Source organism: Chryseobacterium glaciei, assembly GCF_001648155.1.
GTDB classification, from domain to species: domain Bacteria; phylum Bacteroidota; class Bacteroidia; order Flavobacteriales; family Weeksellaceae; genus Chryseobacterium; species Chryseobacterium glaciei.
Window position 1 is genome coordinate 1,004,989 of record NZ_CP015199.1, and the last position, 23,824, is coordinate 1,028,812.

Here is a 23,824-nt window from a genome sequence, read left to right on the forward strand (position 1 = left end):
GCAGACCCGTTCTGCAGCTTTTTTATTTAAATATAAAATTAAAACCTTGCCAAAAACCCAAAAAAAACTATATTTGCTAGTCTTAACAAAAATTTAACAAGCAAGATATGGATACAGCCGTTCAGTCGAAGACTAAACACCCTAAAGGATTATGGGTTCTATTCGGAACAGAAATGTGGGAGCGCTTCAATTTCTACGGAATGAGAGCATTACTTACCTTATTTATGGTAAACTCTCTTCTCATCAAAGAAGCAGATGCATCAATTATTTATGGTGGTTTTCTTGCTTTATGTTATTTAACGCCACTTTTGGGAGGTTTTATTGCAGATAAATATTTAGGAAACAGAAACTGTATTATTTTGGGAGGTAGCCTTATGGCACTTGGTCAATTTTTACTTTTCCTAAGTGCTTCTACATTCTCTGAGAATTTAGGAGGAGCAAAAACTTTCATGTGGTTGGCCTTATTCATTATTATCTTTGGAAATGGTTTCTTTAAACCTAATATTTCCTCAATGGTAGGAAGTCTTTATCCAAAACAGGAAAAGTCTAAACTGGATTCTGCTTTTACCATTTTCTACATGGGTATCAACATCGGAGCATTTTTAGGTCAGTTTATCTGTCCTTATTTAGGTGACGTAAAAGATTCTGCAGGCGTGAGAGATATCTTCGCTTTCAAATGGGGATTCTTAGCGGCATCTATTGCAATGGTTATAGGAACAATAATATTCTTTATCCTTAAAAATAAATACGTTGTAACTCCTGAAGGCAGACCAATCGGAGGTTTACCGAAGAACAGTACAAGTGCAGATTTTGAAGAAGGAGAAACACAAACTGCAAAATTCACAGGAAAATCTATGGGTATTGCAACTGTTATATTTGTGGCATTATTCTTTGTATTCAGATATGTTTTAGTGGGTGAATTGGGATTCAGTTCTGTAGGAATGGGTCAATTGATCAAAGGGTTAATTTATCCTTTCATCTACGCTGCAGGGATTTCATTGGCATTCTTAATTATGAGTTCTGCCGAAAACAAAGTTGAAAGACAGAGAATCTGGGTAATTTATATCGTTTCATTCTTTATTATTTTCTTCTGGGCTGCATTTGAGCAAGCGGGTTCATCATTAACTTTCATTGCTGATAATCAAACAGACAGAAATATTCTAGGTTGGAATATGCCTCCATCAATGGTTCAAATTTTCAACGGACTATTTGTTGTAGCATTAGCTTTACCTTTCAGTATTCTTTGGGATAAATTAAGAGCTAAAGGAAAAGAGCCGGTTTCTCCAATGAAACAGGCAATGGGTCTAGCTTTGATCGCTTTAAGTTATTTCATCATCGCTTATAACGTAAAAGACTTAGGAAATACAGGATTATTAGCCATCAAATGGTTAATGTTATTATATCTTATCCAAACAATGGGTGAACTTTGTTTATCTCCAATCGGATTATCATTGGTAGGTAAATTGGCTCCAAAAAGATTTGCATCTTTATTATATGGAGTTTTCTTCATCTCAAATGCTGCAGGTTATGCTTTGGCGGGTTCTTTAGGAGCTATTATTCCTGCAACGGGAGACAAGTTTGTGAAAGCAGAAAAATTAGGTATAAATCTTCAGGATGTTTTAGATAAAAAAGTAACGCTTACACCAGAGCAGGTTGCTTTATTTGAAAAAGAGCAATTACCTGTTGCTAATACAACATTTGCCGGAGTTGAAATTCATAACCTATTTGAATTCTTCATGGTATTCGTAGTACTTTGTGGTATTGCAGCTGTAATTTTAGCGATCTTATCACCTAGATTAAAGAAAATGATGAACGGTGTAAACTAACCGTATCAATAAAATATAAGTAAAACCTCTGCTAAGTCAGAGGTTTTTTTTATTTTCGTGTGTACTTATCAATTAATTTAATGTGTGACGCATTGCGTCACACATTAAATTAATTGATAGCAATCTTAATTAAAATCTTATCATAAACATTATGAGCTTAACTTTAGATGAAATACAAGATTTCAAAGGAAAATATCCAAAACAAATATGGAGTTTATTTTTCTCTGAAATGTGGGAACGTTTTTGTTTCTACGGAATGCGCGGAATGTTGGTATTCTTCATGATCTCTCAATTAGATTTACATGAAAAAGAAGCCAATCTTCAATATGCCGCAACTCAAGCGTTTGTGTATGCCTTTACTTTTATAGGAGGTCTTTTTGCCGATAAAGTTCTAGGTTTTAGAAAATCTCTTTTTTGGGGTGGGCTTCTAATGATTGTTGGAAGTTTAATTCTCGCAACAGATCCACATAACTACTTTTTCCTAGGAATCTCATTTACTGTTGTAGGAACAGGTTTCTTTAAACCAAATATATCCTCAATGGTCGGACAACTTTACAAGCCCAATGACTCAAGAGCTGATGCAGGCTTCTCACTTTTCTATGCAGGAATTAACCTTGGAGCTTTACTTGGAGGATATTTATGTATTACAATAGGAAAAGGAGAAATTTTCACTAATCTCATTCCGGAAAATCTTAGATGGAATGTTGCTTTCGGACTAGCTGCTATTGTAATGGTAATAAGTCTTATCAACTTTGTTTTCACCCAAAGAAGTTTAGGAACCATCGGGCTTCAGCCAGGGCATCCAGATAATGAAATAAAATCTGCCCCAATTCCAAAATGGCAGGAATATGGAGTTTATGTTTTATCATTAATCTTCGTTCCGATTATTATGGTGATGGTTGCAAAGACGCAGTATACAGACTATTTTATGTATACAATCGGGCCGCTTACGTTGATTTATCTTTTTTATGAAATGACAAAAGTAACCGTTGCAGAACGTAAAAAGCTTTTGGCAGCCTTGGTTTTTATCTTGTTTTCGATCTTATTCTGGGGAATTTACGAACAAAGTGGAGGTTCATTAAGTATTTTTGCTGCTAAAAATTTAAATAAAGATCTTTTAGGATTAGACCCGAATGGTGTTAATAATTCCGGAGGTGCATTTTTCATTATTTTCTTAGCCCCGATCATCGGTTTACTTTGGATTTGGTTGAATAAAAGAAAAATAGAACCCAACACGATCATTAAATTTGGTCTTGGATTTATTTTCCTTGGACTTGGTTATTACGTATTATTTGCAACAAAATTCTTTGCTAATTTACAGGGAGTTACTTCATTGAATTTCTTTACAATCGCATTATTGGTTATCACTTTGGGTGAGCTTTGCCTCTCTCCGATCGGATTATCAATTATGACTAAACTGTCCACCAAAAACCTACAGGGAATGATGATGGGAATGTGGTTTTTAGCATCAGCTTACGGGCAATACGTTGCAGGAATCATTGGAGCAGGTTTGGCAACAGCAAAAAAAGGCTCTACAAACTATGATGCTTTAATCACTTACACTGATGGATATAAACAATTAGGATTATATGCAATAATTGCCGGAGTTGTATTAATTTTGATCTCCCCATTCGTTAAAAAATTAATGCAGGAAGTAAAATAGAAATAAGGAAATTATGCTTATTTTTATTATTTAAATACCAAATTATGAAGAAAATTATAAGCATATTCCTCTTATTCATAGTAAGTTTTAGTTTTGCTCAGGTAAAATGGATGACTATTGAAGAGGCTTTAAAAGCTCAAAAAGAAAATCCAAAAAAAATATTGGTTGATTTTTATGCAGATTGGTGCGCTCCATGTAAGATAATGGATAAAAATACATACGGACACCAAGTAATTGCTGATATTTTAAACCAAAATTACTATCCAGTAAAGTTTAATGCCGAGGAAAAAAATTCTGTTGAAATTTTTGACAGAACATTTTCAAATCCTAATACGGAGCAGAAAAAAGGAAGAAATTCTTTGCATGAATTCACTCAATATATGAATGTATCAGCTGTTCCAAGTACTGTTTTTCTGGATGAAAAAGGTGGCCCGATCACCATTTTGCAGGGAGAATTATCCGCAAAAGAGCTGGAACCTTATTTAGAATTAATTTCAAAAGATTTATATAAGAAAATCCGAACCAGACAACAATGGGAGGATTATCAGAAGAAATTTAAATCTAAAATAAAAGATTAATTGGTAATTCGGGCTTCGAGTTCGAAATTTCCAAATAAAGACTTCAGACTTTCAATTTTTTTTTGGAAGTCTTTTTTATTTTACCGAAATTCGAGACTTTATTTTTCCAATCAGAAATCAATCTGATCTCAGATAAAAATGACTTTAGAAACCTCCATAGAATATGTAAAAGGAATCGGTCCAGAAAAAGCCAAACTCATTAAAAATGTGTTGGGAGTTTCTACCGTGGAAGATTTTCTTACCTTCTACCCGACCCGTTATATTGATAAAAACAAAGTATATAAAATTGCTAACCTTCAGGAAAGCAGTATTGAAATTCAACTGAAAGGAAAAATTACCAGTGTTCAGGAAATTCAGACAGGAAAAGTAAAAAGATTGTCCGCAAAATTCAATGATGATACGGGAATGATGGATCTGGTTTGGTTTCAGTATTCAAAATGGATGGTGGAACAGCTTCCTATCAACCGTGAAATCTATATTTTTGGTAAAATTAATGTTTTCAATAATCAATTTTCAATGCCACATCCGGAAATTGAAATTGACGAAAGAAAGGAAAACGACAACCGTTTAAGACCGATTTATCCAAGTTCAGAAAAGCTGACCAAAAGAGGTTTACATCAAAAATTCTTTCAGACTGTTTTAAGAAATATCTGCAAAGAAATTCCTAATCTGATACAGGAAAATCTTCCAGATTACATGATGAACTCGTTTAAATTTATGTCCAGACAACATACTTATTTAAATATTCATTTTCCGAAAGATCTGGATCATTTTGAGAAAGCAAATAATAGATTAAAGTTTGAGGAATCCTTCTTTTTCCAATTAGGATTTGGATTAAAAAAACTTCATCATAAAACCCAATCTCATGGAAATCCGTTTCCAATAGTTGGAGCTCATTTTACTGATTTTTATGCCAATAATCTTCCGTTTGAACTCACCAATGCTCAAAAAAGAGTATTAAAGGAGATTCGTTTAGACATGAAAAAGCCAATCCAGATGAACAGGCTTCTACAAGGAGATGTAGGTTCAGGAAAAACAATGGTGGCTTTATTAACCATGCTGATAGCGATGGATAATGGTTTCCAAAGCTGTTTGATGGCTCCGACCGAAATTCTGGCTCAACAACATTTTAACGGTATCAAAGAGTTATTGGCAGAGACAAATATCAACGTTCGTATCTTAACAGGTTCTTCCAAAGCTTCTGAACGGAAAATTATTCATCAGGAACTAGAAAATGGCGAACTTTCTATTTTAATAGGAACTCATGCTGTTTTGGAAGATAAGGTTAAATTTAAAAATCTTGGTTTAGCAATTATTGATGAACAACATCGATTTGGCGTTGCTCAGAGAGCTAAACTTTGGGCTAAAAATAAAATTCCTCCCCATATTTTGGTGATGACCGCCACTCCCATTCCAAGGACGCTGGCGATGAGTTTTTACTCTGATCTTGATGTTTCTGTGATTGATGAAATGCCTGTTGGAAGAAAACCCATCATTACAGCTCACAGACGTGAAAAAGACAGGGCTTTTGTGTATAATTTCTGCAGAGATGAGATCAAAAAAGGTAGACAAGTTTATTTTGTGTATCCGTTAATTGAAGAATCTGAAACGCTGGATTATAAAAATTTGATGGAAGGTCTTGATCATGTGATGGATTCTTTCCCGGATTACAAAGTCTCCATGCTTCATGGTAAAATGAAACCTGCTGAAAAAGATGCTGCCATGAATTATTTCGTATCAGGAGAAGCAGAAATAATGGTTGCAACGACCGTAATTGAAGTTGGGGTGAATGTTCCCAATGCTTCGGTAATGGTTATTGAAAGCTCAGAAAGATTTGGTTTATCACAGCTTCATCAGCTAAGAGGCCGTGTTGGCCGTGGAGCCGAGCAAAGTTATTGTATTTTGATGACTTCCGACAAGCTATCCAAAGAAAGCAGAACCCGCATCAAAACGATGACGGAGACTAATGATGGCTTTAAAATTTCTGAAGTAGATATGCAACTTCGCGGTCCCGGAGATATTTTGGGAACCCAACAAAGCGGTGTTATAGATTTTAAAAGACTGGATCTGGTAAACGATTCTGCGATTATAAAAGCCACAAAAAAGACGGTAGAAAAAATTCTGGAAGCTGATCCTCTGTTAGCAAAACCTGAAAATCTCGTTATTAAAAATTACTATGTGAGATACTATAAAGGTAAAAATAAATGGAGTAAAATTTCATAAAAAAACCGCGAAAAGACTTTTCTTTACGCGGTTCCCCCTTATAAAACTGTTATTTTGAAGAAATTATTTTGTACCGTTTTTAATAAAATATTTTAATAGCTATAACTTAATATCTTGTGATTTGGTGTGAAAATATTTATACTTATTACTTGAAGTAATTTTTTAGTTATAACTATTAAAATAAATTGAAAAAAAAACAAAATGAATTATGTTTCCAACTTGTTTATTATAAAAACTAACCGTTTTTCGTTAAAGGATTTTTTTAATGAAACGAATATATTTTCCTTTAACTACTCTTGAGTTTTCATGATTGTACCGTTTTTTTAAAGATCTTCTTCGCTTTTAAAATTGGAAATTCATATAACCCATTTTGTTTTAACTAACATTGTGATTTATATAATTTAGTTTCTTAATGAAACAATTATTTCATTCATTTAATGTTTTTATTATATCTAAACATTGTGTTAAAAATTGCTTTTACAAAAGTGATGATATACAATGGAAAAGGTTTTATATTATTTTAATTATTCGTTACAAAATTTTCACCTTTGAGTGAATATTATGCAATAAATACGATTAAATTAATTTTAAACAATCTTCCTTAAAGCCTTTATTTATAATACTTTCATGATGAAGTTATCTCTATTAAGTCCTGACGTATAATATTGCCAGTTTATTGTGATCACATCAGAAAGTACCTTCTTCATGGCATTATAATCATCCTTCTTTTTAATAAAAATATTAGCTCCGTTTACAAAGACATCCTCAACTTCATTTTCTGATAAATTTTCAGAATAGATTGCGGTAACCATATTATCAAACCTAAAATCTATTTTTATTTCTGATATACATTCCAGACTATTTTTCTGAGAAATATGATAATTCATAAACAAAATCTCAGGAATCTGAGCTTCCTTGCTATTCAGATATTCCATTAAATTTGCTCCGTTTCCAAAGCTCTGAACTTTAACTCCTATTTTTAACTCTTTAAAAATATTCTTAAAAAGAATACGGTTTCCTTCATCATCATCTACCAAAATTACACTCAAATATTCCCTATTCATACTGTATTCTGGTATTGCTGATAAGACTCTGTGCCTTTCTTCTTTTTACAATAATTTTTTGAAACTGAGAAGGCGTAACACCCGTCATATTCTTAAACTGCGTACTCAAATGAGCAACACTTGAATAGTTCAGGTTATGGGCAATTTCTGTTAGGCTCTGCTTATTATTAATGATAAGCTCTTTAGCATATTCAATTTTTTGCAGGATAATGAAATTTTCTATAGAAGTAAAACTTACCTCAGAAAACAGATTAGACAGATATCCATAACTGTGATTCAATTTTTCTGCAATATAAATAGATGCTTTCACCGGAATCATTTCTTCCGAAAAAACCAGTTCTACAATTGCATCTTTAATTTTTTGCACCAAAGCAGTTCTTTGGCTTTCAATAATTTCTATACCGTAATCTTCAAGATTTTTCTTAAAAATAGTATGCTGTTCCTGGGTAAGCGATTCATAAAATTCTACTTCTCCAAAATTCAGCAAGCGATATTTCAAACCATGTTCCTTAAGCTTTTCATCCAAAATCTTTTTACAAAGAGCATTGAAATCAAATTTTACATACATTTTCATCCTAGTATAAGTGTGTCGATTTTTTTAGTAAATATAATACTTTATTTCAATTAAAAGTGATATAGCAATAAAAATAATGATTTTTTATATAAACGCAAAAAACTCCTGTATTGTTGAATACAGGAATTTAAACACTAAGGATGAAAAAAAATATACTGATAAAAAGCTAAAAAAGCTTAAAACCAAGCATATGAATGTATTATTGTAAAGTGATTTGGTTCTATTACAAAGATGAAATAATTAATAACATCACTTGTTATAGAATTACAATGGAATGTTACAGAATTTTAAGTCAATTATTCGTGAATTAAATACTCCATTAAATAGTCGTCCATGAAAAAATTATTACCAATATCGAAAACTCCTTCATCATACACCTTGTAACCTTGAGATTCATAGAATTTTCTTGCAGAATTGTACTTGTTCACATTCAAAATAATTCTCTTATCTCCTCTCTCGGAAACTTCCTTATTTAAAAATTCTAACGCTTTTTTGCCAAAACCTTTTCCTTTACTTTCCGGAATTAAATAAATACGGTGAAGTTTTGTTGTTTCCTTTCCATATCCGATTTCATATCCGATAAAACCTTCAAATGAGTCATTGCTCTCATCCTGAATTAAAAAATAATGATAATTCGGATTCTGCATATGGTTGGCAATCTCTTCCTGAGAATACATTGTACTCAGCATAAATTCCATTTGTTCCTTAGATAGTATCCCCGCATAAGCATTTTCCCAAGATCTTCTTGCCAAATCCTGAATCATTGGAATATCGTTTTCTGTAGCTTTTATCAATTTCATATTTTCAAATTTTATGATTAAAAAAAGTGAAAAGCCTAAACTTTCCACTTTATCTTATTGTAAATCTTTACTTCTTAAATTTTCGCCATTTCAGCTTTAATTTTTGCATAAAGTCCTTCTGAAGCAGCAACAAGAGGAAGTCTTAAATAGTTTTTAATTATTCCCTTTTCTGCCAAGATAACTTTAATTCCGCAAGGATTTCCTTCAGCAAAAATCAATCTTGTGATCTCAACTAATTTATTGTGGATTTCGTATGCTTCTTTTACTTTTCCGTCAAATGCCAACTGCACCATCGTAGAAAATTCTTTTGGATACCCTTGTCCGATTACAGAAATTACACCATTTCCACCTGCTAAAGTTACAGGAAGTGTGTATTCGTCATCACCAGAAACCAAATTAAAACCTTCAGGTTTTTTTCTTAAAATATCGAAATACTGTAAAATATTCGGTGCTGCTTCTTTTATTAAGAATAAATTCGGGAATTCATTGGCTAAACGTAAAGTTGTTTCCGCTTCAACATTTTGTCCCGTTCTTGAAGGAACGTTATAAATAATAATGTTTTTCCCTGTAGAAGCTAATGCTTTATAATGCTGATAAAGCCCTTCCTGATTAGGTTTATTGTAAAATGGAGATACAGAAAGTACCGCTTCAAAAGCTGAAAGATCTGTTTCCTCGATTTGTTTTTTAACTTCAAGCGTATTATTTCCACCAATTCCCAACACCAAAGGCAAGCGTTTACTATTCACCTTAATGATATGATCTACTACCTGTTTCTTCTCCTCATCAGAAAGCGTTGCAGCCTCTGCTGTAGTACCTAAAACAACTAAATAATTGGTTCCGTTCTCGATATTATACTCAACAAGTTTTGTCAAACTATCGAAATCAACGGATAAATCTTCATTAAAGGGTGTCACCAACGCCACACCTAATCCTTTTAAAATGCTCATCTGTTAGAATTATTTTTGCCAAATTTAATAATTTAAGCTAAGAATTTATAATAAATAATAATGTTTTATTATACATATAATTATATTTGCATATACTAAAAGATATTATGACATCGCTATGACTGAAATTGTTGACAAAAACATTACAAATATTGGTGATTACATATGACCTTAATAAAAAATAATTTGCTGCATATGAAAAATAAATTCTTGTTACTAGGAATTGTTCTGGCTACACTTTCCGCTTGTAAGACGGCTTCTCCGTTGCAGGTGGCGAATGTGAAGACCCAGAAAAATATTTCTATTAATAATGAGCTAAAGAATGATGAGGAGTTTGTAAAAATTATTGAACCTTATAAGCAAAAATTGGATAAAGAGATGAATCAAAAGATCTCCCACACCAATGTAGACCTTACAAAACAAGGGGATAATAGTAATTTGGGTAATCTTTTAGCAGACTATACATTCGAGGGAGCTGATGTTTGGGCAAAATCAAAACTAAATAAAAATGTAGATGCCGCGTTAATCAATATCGGAGGAATCCGTACAACGATCGGACAGGGCGATATTTTTTTGAAAAATGTTTTTGAAGTAATGCCTTTCGAAAATGAAGTGGTTATCGTAAAGATGAAAGGTTCAGATTTGCAAGGACTTTTTGATTATTACGCTGAACATCAGGTTAATAATCCGGTTTCTCATTTGTATATTGAAACAAAAAACGGACAGCCAACCACAACTTTAATCAACGGAAAAGCGGTAAATCCAACTCAGGATTATTACATTGCAACGTCTGATTATTTGGCTTTGGGTGGTGACAACATGAAATTCTTCGCAAAAGGAGAATCTATTCCTACAGGAATTAAAATGAGAGATTTATTTATTGATTATTTTAAGAAAAATCCTGAAGTTGTAGTAAATACAGATGTTCGTTTAAATTTTATTGGTAAGAAGTAATGGATAGAAAAAAGTTTTTAAAAGCAATAGGTGGCGGAACTTTAGCAATGGCTTTAGCTCCCAATATGATGATGGCGGAGGAATTAAAAATTCTAGATTTAAAATCCACAAATAAACTGACGATTCTTCACACCAACGATCAACACAGCAGAATAGAACCTTTTGATGCAAGTTATACCAAAAATCCTAATCAAGGAGGTTTTGCGAGAAGGGCAAGTTTAATTCAGCAAATCAGAAATCAGGAAAGTAACCTTTTGCTTCTTGATTCAGGTGATATTTTTCAGGGAACTCCTTATTTCAACTTTTTCGGAGGTGAATTGGAGTTTAAATTAATGTCCATGATGAAGTATGACGCTTCAACAATGGGAAATCATGATTTTGACAATAGTTTGGACGGATTCCTAAAGGTTTTGCCTAATGCACAGTTTCCTTTTATCTGCTCAAATTATGATTTTAAAAATACAATTCTTGACGGGAAAACTTCTCAATACAAGATTTTCAACAAAAACGGAATCAAAGTAGGGATTTTCGGAGTCGGAATTCAATTAGATGGATTGGTTGGTAAAAAGCAATACGGAGAAACGGTTTATTCTGACCCGGTGGATGTTGCTCAACATTATTCAAATTTCCTTAAAAACGAGCAAAAATGTGATCTTGTGATCTGTCTTTCACATATCGGCTATGATTACAAAGACGAACCAAATAAAGTAAGTGATAAAATCTTAGCTGCCAAAACTGAGAATATTGATCTAATTTTAGGCGGTCATACCCATACTTTCTTACCTGAACCTCAAACTTTTACCAACAGACAAGGTAAAAATGTTTTAGTGAATCAGGTTGGCTGGGCAGGTTTGCTTTTAGGTAGAATAGATTTCTTTTTTGATTCAAATAAAAATGTAAAACATATTTCCTGGAATAATCAGGCAATAGACAGCTCTATAATAGCATAATATGAAAAAATTCTCTATAATTTCTCTTGGTATTTTAGCATCCCTGCAATTGGTCAATGCTCAAACTATTTCTTCAAAAAAATGGTCGGATTTGTTTTCCTATAACAACGTTATCGCCATGAAAGAAGATAATGGAAAAATAGTTGCCGCCGCAGAAAACGGACTTTTCTACTATACAATTTCCACAGGAGAAATTACCAAGCTGTCTAAAGCAAACGGCCTGCATGAGATAAAAATAACGGCTTTCGATTATAATCCACAAACAAAAGTTGGGCTTATAGGTTATCAAAACGGCTCTTTGGATGTTGTTACACCAGACGGAGTGACTTATGTTGTCGATATTCCTATTGCTACAGGGTATAACGGGAGTAAAAAAATTAATCATATTTCAATTACAGGCGATAAAGCCGTTGTTTCTGTAGGATATGGAGTTTCTATATTTGATTTAAAAAAGAAGGAATTTAATGATTCTGCTTTTTTCCTTACAGGAGGAGTTTATCAGGCAAGTAATGAAGCTGTTTTATTTGGAAACAAAGTTTATTCTGTAACTAATACAGGATTAAAAACCCATGAAATGAATACCACATTCCCGGTATTTACAACTTGGGTAACTGAAATGCCAGGAAACTTCACACACATTGATTCTGAATCTGTACTTACATTTTCATCACCAACGACTTCTTATATCTATAATAATGGTGTTTCTACGCCTATTGGACAGACATTTACAAATGTTCATGATGTTGTTGTAAATGCAAATAATATTATTGTAACAGACTTGGCAAGGATATATTCTTTTAATACAAACGGAACTGCAGGTACTGTTTCAAGTTTTGGGGAAGAATGTAATACGGCAACCACCGTTGGTGGAAGAGTTTATGGCGGAACAATATTATCTGGTATAAAAAATGAAACCAACAATACTTTTAAACCGGATGGTCCTTATCTAAACTATGCTTATAAAATTAGTTTACATGAGAATAATCAAATTGTTGTTTCAACTGGAGGAAGAGAATCAAGATTTAATACTCCCATAAACAATTCCAAAAATCCGGGCTTCTATTTCTTTAATGGAATGGAATGGATCTATTCTTCATACTTTATAGGAAGTACGACAAGATTTAACGTTCTAGATGCTGTATTAGATCCTGCTAGTCCAGATGATGTTTTCTTCACCAATTATAATAATTCTACAGGACATGGTATTTATAAAATGAAATATAATGCAAGTAGTAAAGACTTTGCTTTCACAAAATATTATGACCTTGGTGGTGTAATTAATCAGGATCGTCGTCCAGTGGGTCTGGTTTATGATGACCAAAATAATTTATTTACATCTATTGCTTTTTCTGGAAACGGAACAACTGCCGGTACAGCAACAGCAATAGGATCTTACGACAGAGCAACAGACAATTTTATTGTTAAAAATACTAACTCTTCAAGTGGGGCTGCTCAAAAGCCTTACTATTATGAGGGACTGTTATGGATACCAACTCCAAGATTAAACAGCTTAGTTGTATATGATAATAAAAAAACACCTAGCATTTCAGACGATGTAGATTATATTATTGATCCGTCAAACGGCTTACCATCAAATAACGGAGGATCACTTTCTGTCGTAATAGATAAAGCAGGTGACGCATGGATTGGTACAGACAGCGGAATAAGAGTTTTATCTAATGCTGCAACAACAATTAAAGAAGCAGACCCTCAAGCAGACCCTATTGTTATTGAACAAAACGGATTGGGCGAAGAACTTTTCAGAGATCTGCAAATTTTACAGATTGAAGTAGATGCCGGAGATCATAAATGGGTTTCTATAGATGGTGGCGGTGTATATTATTTATCGGCAGACGGTCAACAAACTATTAAACATTTTACAAAAGAAAATTCTCCTTTGCCAACAAACAGTATTACTGATATTAAAGTTGACAAAAAAACAGGAAAAGTATACTTCGCATCATACGACGGAATTGTTGTTTATCAAGGCGATGTAGCAGATGTTACATCTGATTTTGGTAATGTAGTTGTTTATCCGAATCCTGTGGTTTATTCAAACTTTAAAGGAAAAGTTACCATTAAAGGGTTAGCAGAAAAAACAAATATCAGAATTGCAGATGTTGCAGGAAATGTAGTGCATTCAGCGGTTGCGAGAGGTGGTTACTACGAATGGGATCTTAACAATATGAGAGGATCAAGAGTAGCTTCCGGAATTTATTTTGTGTTAATGACCAACGAAGATGGTTCTGATAAAGCTACTGCAAAAATAGCTGTAGTTAATTAATGAATTCTCAAAACGGATTTTTACTTTCATTCATAAAATATGGCGAAAATGATGCTGTTTTGCATTGTTTTACTGAAGATGACGGCTTTCAGACCTATTTTTTAAAAGGTGTTTACACCAAAAGAAATAAAAAGAAAGCTTTACTTCTGCCATTAAATCAGCTTAATTTTTCTGTAAATACAGGAAGAGGTAACGGCATTCAATCGGTTTCTAAATTTGAACTGACCAAAAACAACGATATCTATACCGATATTAAAGCGAATACCGTTATATTTTTCGTTTCAGATTTTTTAAATCAGGTTTTAAGGCATGAAAATAAAAATCCAAATATTTTCTTTTGTATTGATGAATTTACGGATCAATTAACACAAAAAAATTATCAGTCACATTTAATATTTTTAATTAAAATCTTAAAAATTCAGGGTGTTGCACCTTTGCTTGATGAGGGGAAATATTTAGATCCCGAAACAGGAACTTTTTCCTTTAATTCCATTCATCATCTTTTCAATGAAGAAATTTCATTGATTTGGAAAAATATTATTTCCTCTGCAGATCCTTATCAGATAAAAATTCATTCATCATTAAGAAAAAACTTTTTGGATAGCCTTTTGGTGTATTATCATTATCATATTACCGATTTTAGAACACCGACTTCCTTAGAAGTTATTCAACAGATCTTTGAGTAAAAAAATACAGTTTTAACCATTAAGATTTAGTTAAGAATATTAAGCAAATCAGAATGATTAATCTTAACTCAACTTAATTCCTAAACTAAATCTTAATGGTTAAAAAATTCTCAATACATTTTTTTCGGCCAATTATTTTGCATCATCCGGCATTTCCGTTTCAGATTCTGCGATTTCCTTTTTGGTAAATCTTGGCTGAAGAATTTTTGCAATTAAGCCCGTCCATCCCGTTTGGTGAGAAGCTCCTACTCCACGGCCATTGTCTCCGTGGAAATATTCATAAAATAAAATGTAATCCTTAAAATCTGGATCAGTTTGAAACCTTGGATATTGTCCGTTAAAAGGTCTGTTACCATTTTCATCTTTTAAAAATAGCTTAGATAATCTTTTGCTTAAAGCGTCCGCAATTTGATCTAAATTAGAATAATTCCCACTTCCTGTAGGATATTCTACCATAAAATCCGGGCTGTAATAAAAGAAAAAACGCTGCAGACTTTCAATAATTAAAAAATTGATAGGAAACCAGATCGGACCGCGCCAATTGCTGTTTCCACCAAAAAGTCCGCTGTCACTTTCTGCCGGAGTATATTTTACAGAATAATCTGTTCCATTCAAATTAAGTTGATAAGGATTTTTTTCATATTCTTTAGACAAAGCACGAACGCCGTAATCACTTAAAAACTGTTCAGGATCAAGCATTCGGCTTAATAATCTCTTCAAACGATGACCTCGCAAAAGTGACAGTAGGTGCTTGGAATCCTGACCTTTCACTTCCCAACGGGAAACCAAAGAAGCCAACTCAGATTTATTTTCCAGCACCCAATTCATTCTTTTCTTAAAATTGGGCAATTTTTCAATCATTTCATCATCAATAACCTCAACGGCAAACATTGGAATTAAACCAACGATCGTTCTCAATTTCAAATACATATGAGTTCCGTCATTGGCCGCAAGCGCATCATAGAAAAACTCATCCTGCTCATCCCAAAGGCTGAAACATTCATCACCCATATTCTCGAGAGAATTGGCAATCGAGAGGAAATGCTCGAAGAACTTCATCGCCATTTCTTCATATACTTTGTTGTAAAGAGCCAATTCCAGAGCAATTCTCATCATGTTTAGAGCAAACATTGCCATCCAGCTTGTTCCGTCCGACTGTTCGAGGTCTTCGCCGTTTGGAAGTGGCATATTTCTGTCGAAAACTCCAATATTATCGAGCCCTAAAAATCCGCCTTCAAAAATATTATTCCCGTTGTTATCTTTTTTGTTGACCCACCACGTAAAATTCATCAAAAGCTTTTGGAAAGCACTTTCCAGAAACTCCAGATCGGGTTTTTCGTTTAAATATTCATCAATTTTAAATACCCTGAAAACTGCCCAGGCATGAACCGGAGGATTTACATCACTTAAATTCCATTCATACGCCGGAAGCTGGCCATTTGGATGCATATACCATTCAAAAAGGAATAATTTTAACTGATGTTTGGCAAAACCGGGATCAATTAAAGAAAAACTGATCGTATGAAAAGCCAGATCCCAAGTTGCATACCACGGATATTCCCATTTATCGGGCATTGAAATGATATGCTCGTTGTTAAGATGCTTCCATTCATAATTCCTGATTTTTTCGCGAGATTTTGATGGATTGACTTCTGCAGGATCGCCTTTCAACCATTTTTCAACGTTGTAATGATAAAACATTTTGTTCCACAACATTCCTGCGAAAGCCTGTCTTTGAACCAGTTTTTCATCTTCAGATTGTATTCCTTCCTGAATTTCATTGTAAAATTCGTCTGCATCTTTTTGTCTTGAATTAAAAATTTCATCAAAATCTTCAAAAGGCTGTTTTAAATCTTTATTTGAAAGTCTGAATTCAAATACTTTGGTTTCTTTAGCTTTAAAATTTTCGTCAATAAAAAATGAAGCTTTTGTTCCAATATCTTTTGGATTAACGGCTTGAGAATTTCCATTGATCACAAAATCATTGATTCCGTCTTTGCTGTATTTTGTACTATTAGGAGACTGATAAAGCTTTTCGTTATTAGTTTCATTGTCGCAAAACAACGTTTTTAAAGATTGTTTTGCGTATATATTTTTTGTTTCTAAATCTTTGTGATCAATTTTTATTGAAGTAGATTCTTCCGAACTTAATTGAGGTTTATAGTCATCATATCCCCAATTCCAGGTATTTCTGAACCAAATTGTTGGAAGAATAATTAATGGTGCTTCTTTTTCAGATTTATTGATAATGGTAAGCTTTACCAAAATATCATTCTGACTTTCCTTTGCATATTCAATAAAAATATCGAAGTATTCATTTTGATCAAAAATTCCGGTGTCGATTAATTCGTATTCCGGTTCGTCTTTTGTTCTCGCTGCATTTGTCTGCACCAAATCTTCATAAGGAAAAGCATTCTGAGGATATTTGTACAGCATTTTCATGTAAGAATGCGTTGGCGTTGCATCCAGATAATAAAAATATTCTTTGACGTCTTCACCGTGATTTCCCTGCCCGTTTGATAGGCCAAAGAAACGTTCTTTCACCATTTTATCTTTTTTATTCCAAAATCCTACGGAAAAAACGAGCTTTTGAAGATCATCACAAATTCCGCAAATACCTTCTTCACCCCATCTGTAGGTTTTTGCTTCCGCAGAATCGTGGTTGGTATAATTCCATGCGTCGCCATCTTCGCTGTAATCTTCACGCACCAATCCCCATTCGCGGTTGCTGACATATGATCCCCATTTTTTCCATGTAATGTCTGAAAGTCTTTCTTTTTCGGAATTCATTATTGAATATTTTTTGAAATAAAATTGAATAAAAAATTGTTTTTGAACCACGACTAACTGCGCCCCGGATTGAACGGCCTGTCTGAGCTCTTTTTGTAAGCTAAGGAAAGGCAAAGGCACAAAAAAGCGAGTAGTGAAAGCCGGAAATGTGCGCCAAAAAATTATCCTCCCGTAGAAAAACTTTCAAAAGTCGTCATTCCACCGTCAACAAAAATACTTGTTCCTGTGATGTAGTCTGCGAGATCGCTCGCTATAAATGCAGCCAGATTTCCGATGTCCTGCGGTTGCCCGATTCTGTTGTATGGAATTAAATTAAGAAGAGAATTTAACGCTTCCGGAGTACTCCACGCATCTTTATTGATCGGTGTTTGAATCGCACCCGGACAAATGGAATTTACACGGATTTTATCCGCTCCGTATTCCTGAGCCAACGTCTGCATCAACATTCTGATCGCCCCTTTACTCGAAGCATAATTCGCGTGACCAGCCCAAGGAATGATCTCATGAACCGAACTTATATGAATGATTTTTCCGCAGGCGATAGATCGTGTAGGATCAATTCCGCGACGTAAAAATTCTTTGATAGCTTCTCTTGCGCAAAGAAACTGGCCTGTAAGATTAATTCCGATCACTGTATTCCATTGATCAAGTGTCATTTCTGTGAATTTGGCATCTTTTTGTACTCCGGCATTATTGACTAGAATATCAACCGTTCCGAATTGCGAAACAACATCCTGAAACATTTTTACCACCTGATCTTCCTTGGAAACATCACATTGATAGGTAATTCCGTTTCCGCCCGCATCTGTAATTTCTTTTAAAACAGCTTTGGCTTCGTCTGTAGATCTTTCCGAAGAATGATTCACAATAATTGTTGCGCCCGCTGATGCCAATGATTTGGCTACTCCTGTTCCTATTCCGCTTGAAGCTCCGGTAACGACTGCTACCTGATTACGAAGTGATATTTCCATGCTTTTTTATTTGATGTTACTCAAAGTTAGCAGAAAGTATCACGCCAAACGGGAAATTTTATAATTAAATTTTTCTTAAAGTTTAGAAATAATAGGTTTTGGCTAAAGCCTTTTTGGAATTTATTTTTCTTGTGAACGGGCTAAAGCCCGCTCCTATTGATGGGTAAGGTTTTAAAGTTTCTTATACATCAAATATTGAGGTCCGCTTCTACCCATTCTGCTTTTGCCGTCGTACAAATATCCTACTTTGATGTAAAGCTCGTAAGCGGTTGAGTTATTTTGATTTACGGCTAATACTATTTCGTCACAGTTTTTGAAATTTTCTCTTACAAAATCATCAATCTGAATCATGGAAGCTTTTCCAATTCCTCTGCCTTGACATTTTGGATTGATTGATAAAGACCTCAACAACGTAGAATTTGGATTATCCGTAAGGTCAAGTTTATCTTCTCCGAAATCCAATGTGAAGAAACCTACCGCTTTTTCATCTTCAAAAATGGTGATGGGAAATTCTAAGTTGGTATTTCTTTCTTTTATCCTATTTAGAGCAAATTCTGCTGTGGAGGTATATTTTAACTGAACTTCATCTAAAGTATAACTGACTTCAGATAAGTCTTCCCGCTTGAAAAAATTTAATTTGATCATATTAGATTTAATGATGATAAATATCTTCATACATAACCCCAGCACGAATTTCCACTGGAAGTTTATTTTCTTCCGGAACTATCGGACAGTTGTAATCATAAGCATTGTAGGCACAAAATGGCTGGTAAGATTTATTAAAATCTAGAACGATTGTATTTCCTTTGGGAATCGTTAGATCCATATATTTTCCGCCGCCGTAGGTTTCTTTTTCATTCGTCAAATCTCGGAAAGGCAAGAAAAGGTAATCCTTGTATTTCTTTTGTTTAATTAAATCTAAGCTTTGATATAAAGTTAAAGCATATGGTTTTCCGTCCAGTTCAAAAGTTGCTTTTCCGTATTCTCTGTAAGATTTTGTTTTTCCGGATGATGTTGGAAGATCAAAAGGTTTGGGGCTTTTAGTCTTAACAAATTTTGCAGTGATCTTATATTTCGGACTAAAAGGAAAGAAAGGATGTCCTTTAAAATTGGTAAAATTATCTCCACGCAAAGGTGTTTCCTTGGAATTAAGATATTCTGCATTCAGGTCTTCCTGAAATTTTTTGACCTCCATTACATCTTTTGAAACCATTTTTTGAGAGAACGCAAACAATGGAAACATCAACATTATCAATATGTATTTTTTCATAAACTCAATTAATATTTAAAACTATGAAATTTTAATTTGATGAAGATTAAAAATATGTTACAAAGCTCTCTTTTTCTTCTTTAAAAATAAAATTCATTAAACAAATTTAGATAAAGATTAATTTAAACAAAAACTCAAAATAAAATCGATACGGATACAAATAATGAAAATTTTAATGCAAAATAACAACAAATTAATTCTTTAGCATGTTTTTTGGATAGGGAGAGAAGAAAAACATAGCATACAAATGAACAGAAAAAAATTTATTCAATCTAGCCTTCTTGCCGTTGGTGGTTTTTATTTTTTAAACTCCAACCTTTTTAAGGCAGCTCAACCAAAAATTATCGAACAGAAAGAAATTGAAGCTCCAATCATCATTATCGGTTCCGGATATGGCGGTGCAGTTTCCGCACTAAGACTTTGTGAAGCCGGAAAAAAAGTGCTTATGTTGGAAATGGGACTTAACTGGGAGAAATCAGGCATTCCTTTTTCTAATTTGCTGAAACCTGGGAAAAGTGCGGCTTGGCTGAGAAAGAAAACCATTGCTCCGTTTATGAATCTCTTCAATTTAACTCCTTTTACGGGAGCTTTGGATCGATTGGAATTTGAAAATATCAACATCTGGATGGGAAGAGGTGTTGGCGGTGGTTCATTGGTAAACGGTGGTATGGCAGTTACTCCAAAAGAGACTTATTTCAAAGAGGTTTTCCCTAATCTTGACGCTGCAAAATTTTATGATTTCTATTTTCCATTAGCCCGAAAAGAGCTTAAAGTTAATGTAATTGATGAGCAGTTTTTAAACGACTGCCCATACTATAAATTTACAAGAGTTGGTGAAGAAGAAGCTCATAAAGCGGGTTTCAAAACGATGAGAGTTCCGAATGTATATGATTTTAAATACATGGAAAAGGAATATAAAAATGAAGTTCCACGTTCTGCGCTGAATACAGAAGTTATTTATGGAAATAATCATGGTAAAAACAGTTTAGACAAAACCTATCTTAAAAAAGCTTTAGATACAGGAAATCTTGAAATTCTTGATCTTCATTATGTTGATAATATTAAGCTTAATGCGGATAAAACCTACACGCTGAATGCTCAAAACATCAATACTTCAGGAGATGTTGTTGCTGAAAAAGTTTTTCACTGTAAAAAGCTGATCATGGCTGCTGGAACAATGGGAACTTTGAAACTTCTGCTCCGTTCTAATGCTATGAATGATTTCCCAATTGGTCAAAATATCGGAAAAAACTGGGGAAATAACGGGAACTTTATGACCGGAAGAAACTTTGTAAATCCTTTACACGGAGGAACGGGAGCCCAACAATCTACGATTCCTGTAGGTGGTGTTGATAATTGGGATGATAAGGAACATCCGTTTTTTACGGAAATTGCTCCTTTACCAATGGGAATGGATGTCGCAACCGGTTTGTATTTATTGATCAACAGAGTTGACAAAAAAGGTAAGGTTTCTTATGACAAAGTCAATAAAAAAATAGTGCTGGATTGGGATAAAACCAACACCGAAAAGATGAAGGAAAACGCTGATTATTTTATTAAAAAAATGAATAAAGCAAATGGAGGAACGAGAGCACATCTACTTTTTGACAATGGTTTTGGGGCAGATATTTGCTATCATCCGCTTGGAGGATGTGTGTTGGGAGAAGCAACCAACGAATATGGAAAATTAAAAGAACATGATAATCTATATGTTTTGGATGGTTCTTTAATTCCCGGAACGATTGGCGTGAATCCTTTTGTGACGATTGTTGCGATTTCAGAATACTGTATTGAAAATCTTATCAAACAAAATGAATTTGCTTAAGTTATTCTGATTTAAGATTATTAAGATATTTTTCAGCTCCATTGAATAAGTGGAGCTTATTTTATTGTTTAATATTTTTTTAACGCAAAGATTGCAAAGTTTTTTTTGACTACTAAATGTTTTTAAGTTCGCAAAGGCGTTTCACTCAGCGAAGTTCACTAAGAGTTTCAATTATATTAAATTGAGAATAATGTTAGCTTAATATGCTTCTGAAATTTTTACGCGATACACGTCCAAAGAATTTCTTTTAATAGATTCTACAAAAAAACCACCTTCTTCGGGAATTACTTCCATCAGATCAAAGCTTTTGCAGTCTTTCGGAAGCCCTGAAAATATTAAGGTAAACCAAAAATCCTTCATAAAAGGAACGACCGTCCAGTTTGGAGAGAGGGAAATATTTTCTGCGTGGATCAATTTACTTTTATGGTCAGAATTATTATCGAAAAGATAGGTTGAATTCCAAATTCTGATCAAATTACCCAAAAACGGAGATGCGGGAAAACAGCAATGCACAATTACCTGCTTCTCTTCTTCTATTTTTGTCTGAAGAGATTCCAGTAATTCTTTAGCAATAACGGGTTTTACAAGCGTGTCTGACATTTTCTTTATGATGAATAATTAGTAATGGGCAATAAGTAATGACTAACCGCAAAATTAATCATTTATTACTCATTGCCCATTGCTTATTACCTATGTTTAATATTCTAATTCTAATTTCTCTTTAGAATAATTTCTTACTTTTTCGGTCAGTTCAGGGTTTCCGGCTAATTTTTGTCCGTAAGATGGAATCATTTCTAGCAATTTGTCCTTCCATTCTCCGTGAAGTTTTTCGGGGAAACATTTTTCAAGAACATTCAACATTGCGTAAGCAGCTGTGGATGCTCCGGGAGACGCTCCTAATAATGAAGCGATTGTTCCGCTTTTATTTACAACGACCTCAGTTCCGAATTCTAGTTTTCCACCGTCTTTTTCATCCTTTTTTATGACCTGAACTCTTTGTCCGGCAACTTTCAATTCCCAATCTGCTTCGTTGGCATCTTTTACAAACTCTCTTAAATGCTGTATTCTCTGAGCTTTTGTCATTGCAACCTGCTGCACAAGATATTTTGTTAAAGGAATATTATGCCACCAAGCACCAAATAGAGATCTGATGTTTTTAGTATTAACACTTTCAGGCAGATCAAGATAACTTCCTTCTTTCAGGAATTTGGTTGAAAAACCAGCAAATGGCCCAAAAAGCAATGCTTTTTTACCATCAATAATTCTTAAATCCAAGTGTGGAACGGACATTGGTGGCGCATCAACTGTAGCTTGAGTATAAACTTTGGCCTGATGCTTTTCTACCAATTCCGGATTATGAGTTACCAACCATTCTCCTGAAACTGGGAAACCTCCGTAACCAGCACTTTCTTTAATGTCTGAACTATCCAATAATGGAAGAGCGTAACCTCCTGCTCCAATGAACACAAAATCTGCAACTACTTCCTGTTTGTGATTGTGAATTCTGTCTTTCACCTTCATTTCCCATTGTCCGTTTTCTCTTGGATCGATGTCTTTTACTTCGTGGTATAAGAAAACCTCAACATTAGAATCTTCAAGCAAATGTCTTCCCATTTTTCTTGTTAAAGAACCAAAATTTACATCTGTTCCCAGATCCATTCTGGTGGCAGCCATTATTTCAGATTCGTTCCTTTTGCTCATCACTAAAGGAATCCATTCTCTTAGCTTGTCGTGATCTGTGGAAAACTGCATTCCGTTAAACAGAACAGATTCTGACATTTTATCGTGACGTTTTTTTAAATATTCGGCATCTTTTTCACCAAATACCAAACTCATGTGCGGGCAAGAATTAATAAAATCTTTTGGCTCCTGAATATATCCTTTGGTTAATAAATATGACCAAAACTGTTTTGAAATCTCAAACTGCTCTGCAATACTTTCTGCTTTGGAAATATCTATTGTTCCGTCCGGATTCTCAGGCGTATAATTAAGTTCACAAAAAGCGGAGTGACCTGTTCCTGCATTATTCCAGGCTGCAGTACTTTCTTTAGCAAACCTGCCCAACCTTTCGAAGATGGCGATCTCAAGATTGGGATCAAATTCGTGTAATAATGTAGCTAAAGTGGCACTCATAATTCCGCCACCTATTAGTACAACGTCGTATTTTGGTTTCGGCGTTCTGCTCGTAAGCGATTGTGACATAATTCTATATTTTATATCAAATTTCGGGAAAACTTTTAGAAGTTTGGGTGTATTTAACGATTTTAACAGGTTAATTTTTCACGAAATCTTTAATTTAAAATTGACAATAAAATACGATTGAAAGTATCAATTCAGGTGTATAGAAATGATTAATTTAATGTCAGATTTTCAATTAAAAAATTTCGGCTCCGCTCAAACTGACGTGTTATCAAACTGA

General features: G+C 33.9%; 19 protein-coding genes. 9 read left to right on the forward strand and 10 right to left on the reverse strand.

All coding sequences use genetic code 11. The features are described from left to right. Window positions 1–107 precede the first annotated feature (107 nt). The 4 genes from A0O34_RS04415 (at window position 108) to recG (ending at window position 6,290) form a co-directional block, all read left to right on the forward strand. Window positions 108–1,826, forward strand: coding sequence for a peptide MFS transporter (locus A0O34_RS04415; RefSeq protein WP_066751715.1), 1,719 nt, complete (start codon window positions 108–110; stop codon window positions 1,824–1,826). A gap of 151 nt (window positions 1,827–1,977) precedes the next feature. After that, complete coding sequence (locus A0O34_RS04420) at window positions 1,978–3,489, forward strand: peptide MFS transporter (RefSeq protein ID WP_066751718.1); 1,512 nt, start codon at window positions 1,978–1,980, stop codon at window positions 3,487–3,489. Window positions 3,490–3,533: 44 nt separating this feature from the next. After that, window positions 3,534–4,067 carry a thioredoxin family protein gene (locus tag A0O34_RS04425; protein WP_066751721.1) on the forward strand — a complete coding sequence of 178 codons (534 nt, stop codon included), beginning with the start codon at window positions 3,534–3,536 and terminating at the stop codon, window positions 4,065–4,067. Window positions 4,068–4,205: 138 nt separating this feature from the next. Further along, window positions 4,206–6,290 carry an ATP-dependent DNA helicase RecG gene (gene recG, locus A0O34_RS04430; RefSeq protein WP_066751724.1) on the forward strand — a complete coding sequence of 695 codons (2,085 nt, stop codon included), beginning with the start codon at window positions 4,206–4,208 and terminating at the stop codon, window positions 6,288–6,290. A gap of 614 nt (window positions 6,291–6,904) precedes the next feature. Here the strand turns inward: recG and A0O34_RS04435 are convergent. From A0O34_RS04435 to dapA, 4 genes are all read right to left on the reverse strand, one after another. Next, a complete protein-coding gene (locus A0O34_RS04435; RefSeq protein WP_066751727.1) occupies window positions 6,905–7,354 on the reverse strand; it encodes a response regulator in 450 nt (149 codons plus the stop codon). Then, on the reverse strand, window positions 7,347–7,928 hold the full coding sequence (locus A0O34_RS04440; protein WP_066751730.1) for a helix-turn-helix domain-containing protein: 582 nt from the start codon (window positions 7,926–7,928) through the stop codon (window positions 7,347–7,349). The genes A0O34_RS04435 and A0O34_RS04440 overlap by 8 nt, the downstream gene beginning before the upstream one ends. Window positions 7,929–8,224: 296 nt before the next feature. Then, window positions 8,225–8,728, reverse strand: coding sequence for a GNAT family N-acetyltransferase (locus A0O34_RS04445; protein ID WP_066751733.1), 504 nt, complete (start codon window positions 8,726–8,728; stop codon window positions 8,225–8,227). Between the two features lie 74 nt (window positions 8,729–8,802). Next, window positions 8,803–9,675: a 4-hydroxy-tetrahydrodipicolinate synthase gene (gene dapA, locus A0O34_RS04450; protein WP_066751736.1), complete on the reverse strand. Its 873-nt coding sequence runs from the start codon at window positions 9,673–9,675 to the stop codon at window positions 8,803–8,805. 195 nt (window positions 9,676–9,870) lie between these two features. Between dapA and A0O34_RS04455 the strand changes: the two genes are divergently transcribed. Genes A0O34_RS04455 through recO form a run of 4 tightly spaced genes read left to right on the forward strand, consistent with a single transcriptional unit; the run spans window position 9,871 to window position 14,549 of the window. Beyond that, window positions 9,871–10,629, forward strand: a complete 759-nt coding sequence (locus tag A0O34_RS04455; protein ID WP_066751739.1) for a 5'-nucleotidase C-terminal domain-containing protein — start codon at window positions 9,871–9,873, stop codon at window positions 10,627–10,629. After that, a complete protein-coding gene (locus tag A0O34_RS04460; protein WP_066751742.1) occupies window positions 10,629–11,579 on the forward strand; it encodes a bifunctional metallophosphatase/5'-nucleotidase in 951 nt (316 codons plus the stop codon). The genes A0O34_RS04455 and A0O34_RS04460 overlap by 1 nt, the downstream gene beginning before the upstream one ends. A gap of 1 nt (window position 11,580) precedes the next feature. Beyond that, on the forward strand, window positions 11,581–13,863 hold the full coding sequence (gene porZ, locus A0O34_RS04465; RefSeq protein ID WP_066751745.1) for a type IX secretion system anionic LPS delivery protein PorZ: 2,283 nt from the start codon (window positions 11,581–11,583) through the stop codon (window positions 13,861–13,863). Continuing rightward, window positions 13,863–14,549 (forward strand): DNA repair protein RecO, encoded by a 687-nt coding sequence (gene recO, locus A0O34_RS04470; protein WP_066751748.1) that lies wholly within the window; start codon window positions 13,863–13,865, stop codon window positions 14,547–14,549. The genes porZ and recO overlap by 1 nt, the downstream gene beginning before the upstream one ends. A gap of 132 nt (window positions 14,550–14,681) precedes the next feature. Here the strand turns inward: recO and A0O34_RS04475 are convergent, their stop codons facing one another. The 4 genes from A0O34_RS04475 to A0O34_RS04490 form a co-directional block, all read right to left on the reverse strand. Next, window positions 14,682–17,339, reverse strand: a complete 2,658-nt coding sequence (locus A0O34_RS04475; RefSeq protein ID WP_066759495.1) for an MGH1-like glycoside hydrolase domain-containing protein — start codon at window positions 17,337–17,339, stop codon at window positions 14,682–14,684. A gap of 161 nt (window positions 17,340–17,500) precedes the next feature. Further along, window positions 17,501–18,310 (reverse strand): glucose 1-dehydrogenase, encoded by an 810-nt coding sequence (locus tag A0O34_RS04480; RefSeq protein ID WP_066751751.1) that lies wholly within the window; start codon window positions 18,308–18,310, stop codon window positions 17,501–17,503. A gap of 171 nt (window positions 18,311–18,481) precedes the next feature. Next, window positions 18,482–18,955: a GNAT family N-acetyltransferase gene (locus A0O34_RS04485; protein ID WP_066759496.1), complete on the reverse strand. Its 474-nt coding sequence runs from the start codon at window positions 18,953–18,955 to the stop codon at window positions 18,482–18,484. A 7-nt stretch (window positions 18,956–18,962) separates the two neighbouring features. Further along, a complete protein-coding gene (locus A0O34_RS04490) occupies window positions 18,963–19,580 on the reverse strand; it encodes a DUF1684 domain-containing protein (RefSeq protein ID WP_066751754.1) in 618 nt (205 codons plus the stop codon). 247 nt (window positions 19,581–19,827) lie between these two features. On the opposite strand from A0O34_RS04490, the gene A0O34_RS04495 reads away from it, so the two are divergent. Beyond that, window positions 19,828–21,405 carry a GMC family oxidoreductase N-terminal domain-containing protein gene (locus tag A0O34_RS04495; protein ID WP_066751757.1) on the forward strand — a complete coding sequence of 526 codons (1,578 nt, stop codon included), beginning with the start codon at window positions 19,828–19,830 and terminating at the stop codon, window positions 21,403–21,405. 198 nt (window positions 21,406–21,603) lie between these two features. Here A0O34_RS04495 and A0O34_RS04500 read toward each other — a convergent pair whose 3' ends face one another. Both A0O34_RS04500 and mqo read right to left on the reverse strand, forming a co-directional pair. Next, window positions 21,604–22,005: a hypothetical protein gene (locus A0O34_RS04500; RefSeq protein ID WP_066751760.1), complete on the reverse strand. Its 402-nt coding sequence runs from the start codon at window positions 22,003–22,005 to the stop codon at window positions 21,604–21,606. Window positions 22,006–22,101: 96 nt separating this feature from the next. Next, a complete protein-coding gene (gene mqo, locus A0O34_RS04505; RefSeq protein ID WP_066751764.1) occupies window positions 22,102–23,607 on the reverse strand; it encodes a malate dehydrogenase (quinone) in 1,506 nt (501 codons plus the stop codon). Window positions 23,608–23,824: the final 217 nt, after the last annotated feature.

Excerpts from the sequence above, each read along its gene's own strand:
- A0O34_RS04415 (WP_066751715.1), top strand. The coding sequence starts at position 108 with ATGGATACAGCCGTTCAGTCGAAGACTAAACACCCTAAAGGATTATGG.
- A0O34_RS04420 (WP_066751718.1), top strand. The coding sequence starts at position 1,978 with ATGAGCTTAACTTTAGATGAAATACAAGATTTCAAAGGAAAATATCCA.
- A0O34_RS04425 (WP_066751721.1), top strand. The coding sequence starts at position 3,534 with ATGAAGAAAATTATAAGCATATTCCTCTTATTCATAGTAAGTTTTAGT.
- recG (WP_066751724.1), top strand. The coding sequence starts at position 4,206 with ATGACTTTAGAAACCTCCATAGAATATGTAAAAGGAATCGGTCCAGAA.
- A0O34_RS04435 (WP_066751727.1), bottom strand. The coding sequence starts at position 7,354 with ATGAATAGGGAATATTTGAGTGTAATTTTGGTAGATGATGATGAAGGA.
- A0O34_RS04440 (WP_066751730.1), bottom strand. The coding sequence starts at position 7,928 with ATGAAAATGTATGTAAAATTTGATTTCAATGCTCTTTGTAAAAAGATT.
- A0O34_RS04445 (WP_066751733.1), bottom strand. The coding sequence starts at position 8,728 with ATGAAATTGATAAAAGCTACAGAAAACGATATTCCAATGATTCAGGAT.
- dapA (WP_066751736.1), bottom strand. The coding sequence starts at position 9,675 with ATGAGCATTTTAAAAGGATTAGGTGTGGCGTTGGTGACACCCTTTAAT.
- A0O34_RS04455 (WP_066751739.1), top strand. The coding sequence starts at position 9,871 with ATGAAAAATAAATTCTTGTTACTAGGAATTGTTCTGGCTACACTTTCC.
- A0O34_RS04460 (WP_066751742.1), top strand. The coding sequence starts at position 10,629 with ATGGATAGAAAAAAGTTTTTAAAAGCAATAGGTGGCGGAACTTTAGCA.
- porZ (WP_066751745.1), top strand. The coding sequence starts at position 11,581 with ATGAAAAAATTCTCTATAATTTCTCTTGGTATTTTAGCATCCCTGCAA.
- recO (WP_066751748.1), top strand. The coding sequence starts at position 13,863 with ATGAATTCTCAAAACGGATTTTTACTTTCATTCATAAAATATGGCGAA.
- A0O34_RS04475 (WP_066759495.1), bottom strand. The coding sequence starts at position 17,339 with ATGAATTCCGAAAAAGAAAGACTTTCAGACATTACATGGAAAAAATGG.
- A0O34_RS04480 (WP_066751751.1), bottom strand. The coding sequence starts at position 18,310 with ATGGAAATATCACTTCGTAATCAGGTAGCAGTCGTTACCGGAGCTTCA.
- A0O34_RS04485 (WP_066759496.1), bottom strand. The coding sequence starts at position 18,955 with ATGATCAAATTAAATTTTTTCAAGCGGGAAGACTTATCTGAAGTCAGT.
- A0O34_RS04490 (WP_066751754.1), bottom strand. The coding sequence starts at position 19,580 with ATGAAAAAATACATATTGATAATGTTGATGTTTCCATTGTTTGCGTTC.
- A0O34_RS04495 (WP_066751757.1), top strand. The coding sequence starts at position 19,828 with ATGAACAGAAAAAAATTTATTCAATCTAGCCTTCTTGCCGTTGGTGGT.
- A0O34_RS04500 (WP_066751760.1), bottom strand. The coding sequence starts at position 22,005 with ATGTCAGACACGCTTGTAAAACCCGTTATTGCTAAAGAATTACTGGAA.
- mqo (WP_066751764.1), bottom strand. The coding sequence starts at position 23,607 with ATGTCACAATCGCTTACGAGCAGAACGCCGAAACCAAAATACGACGTT.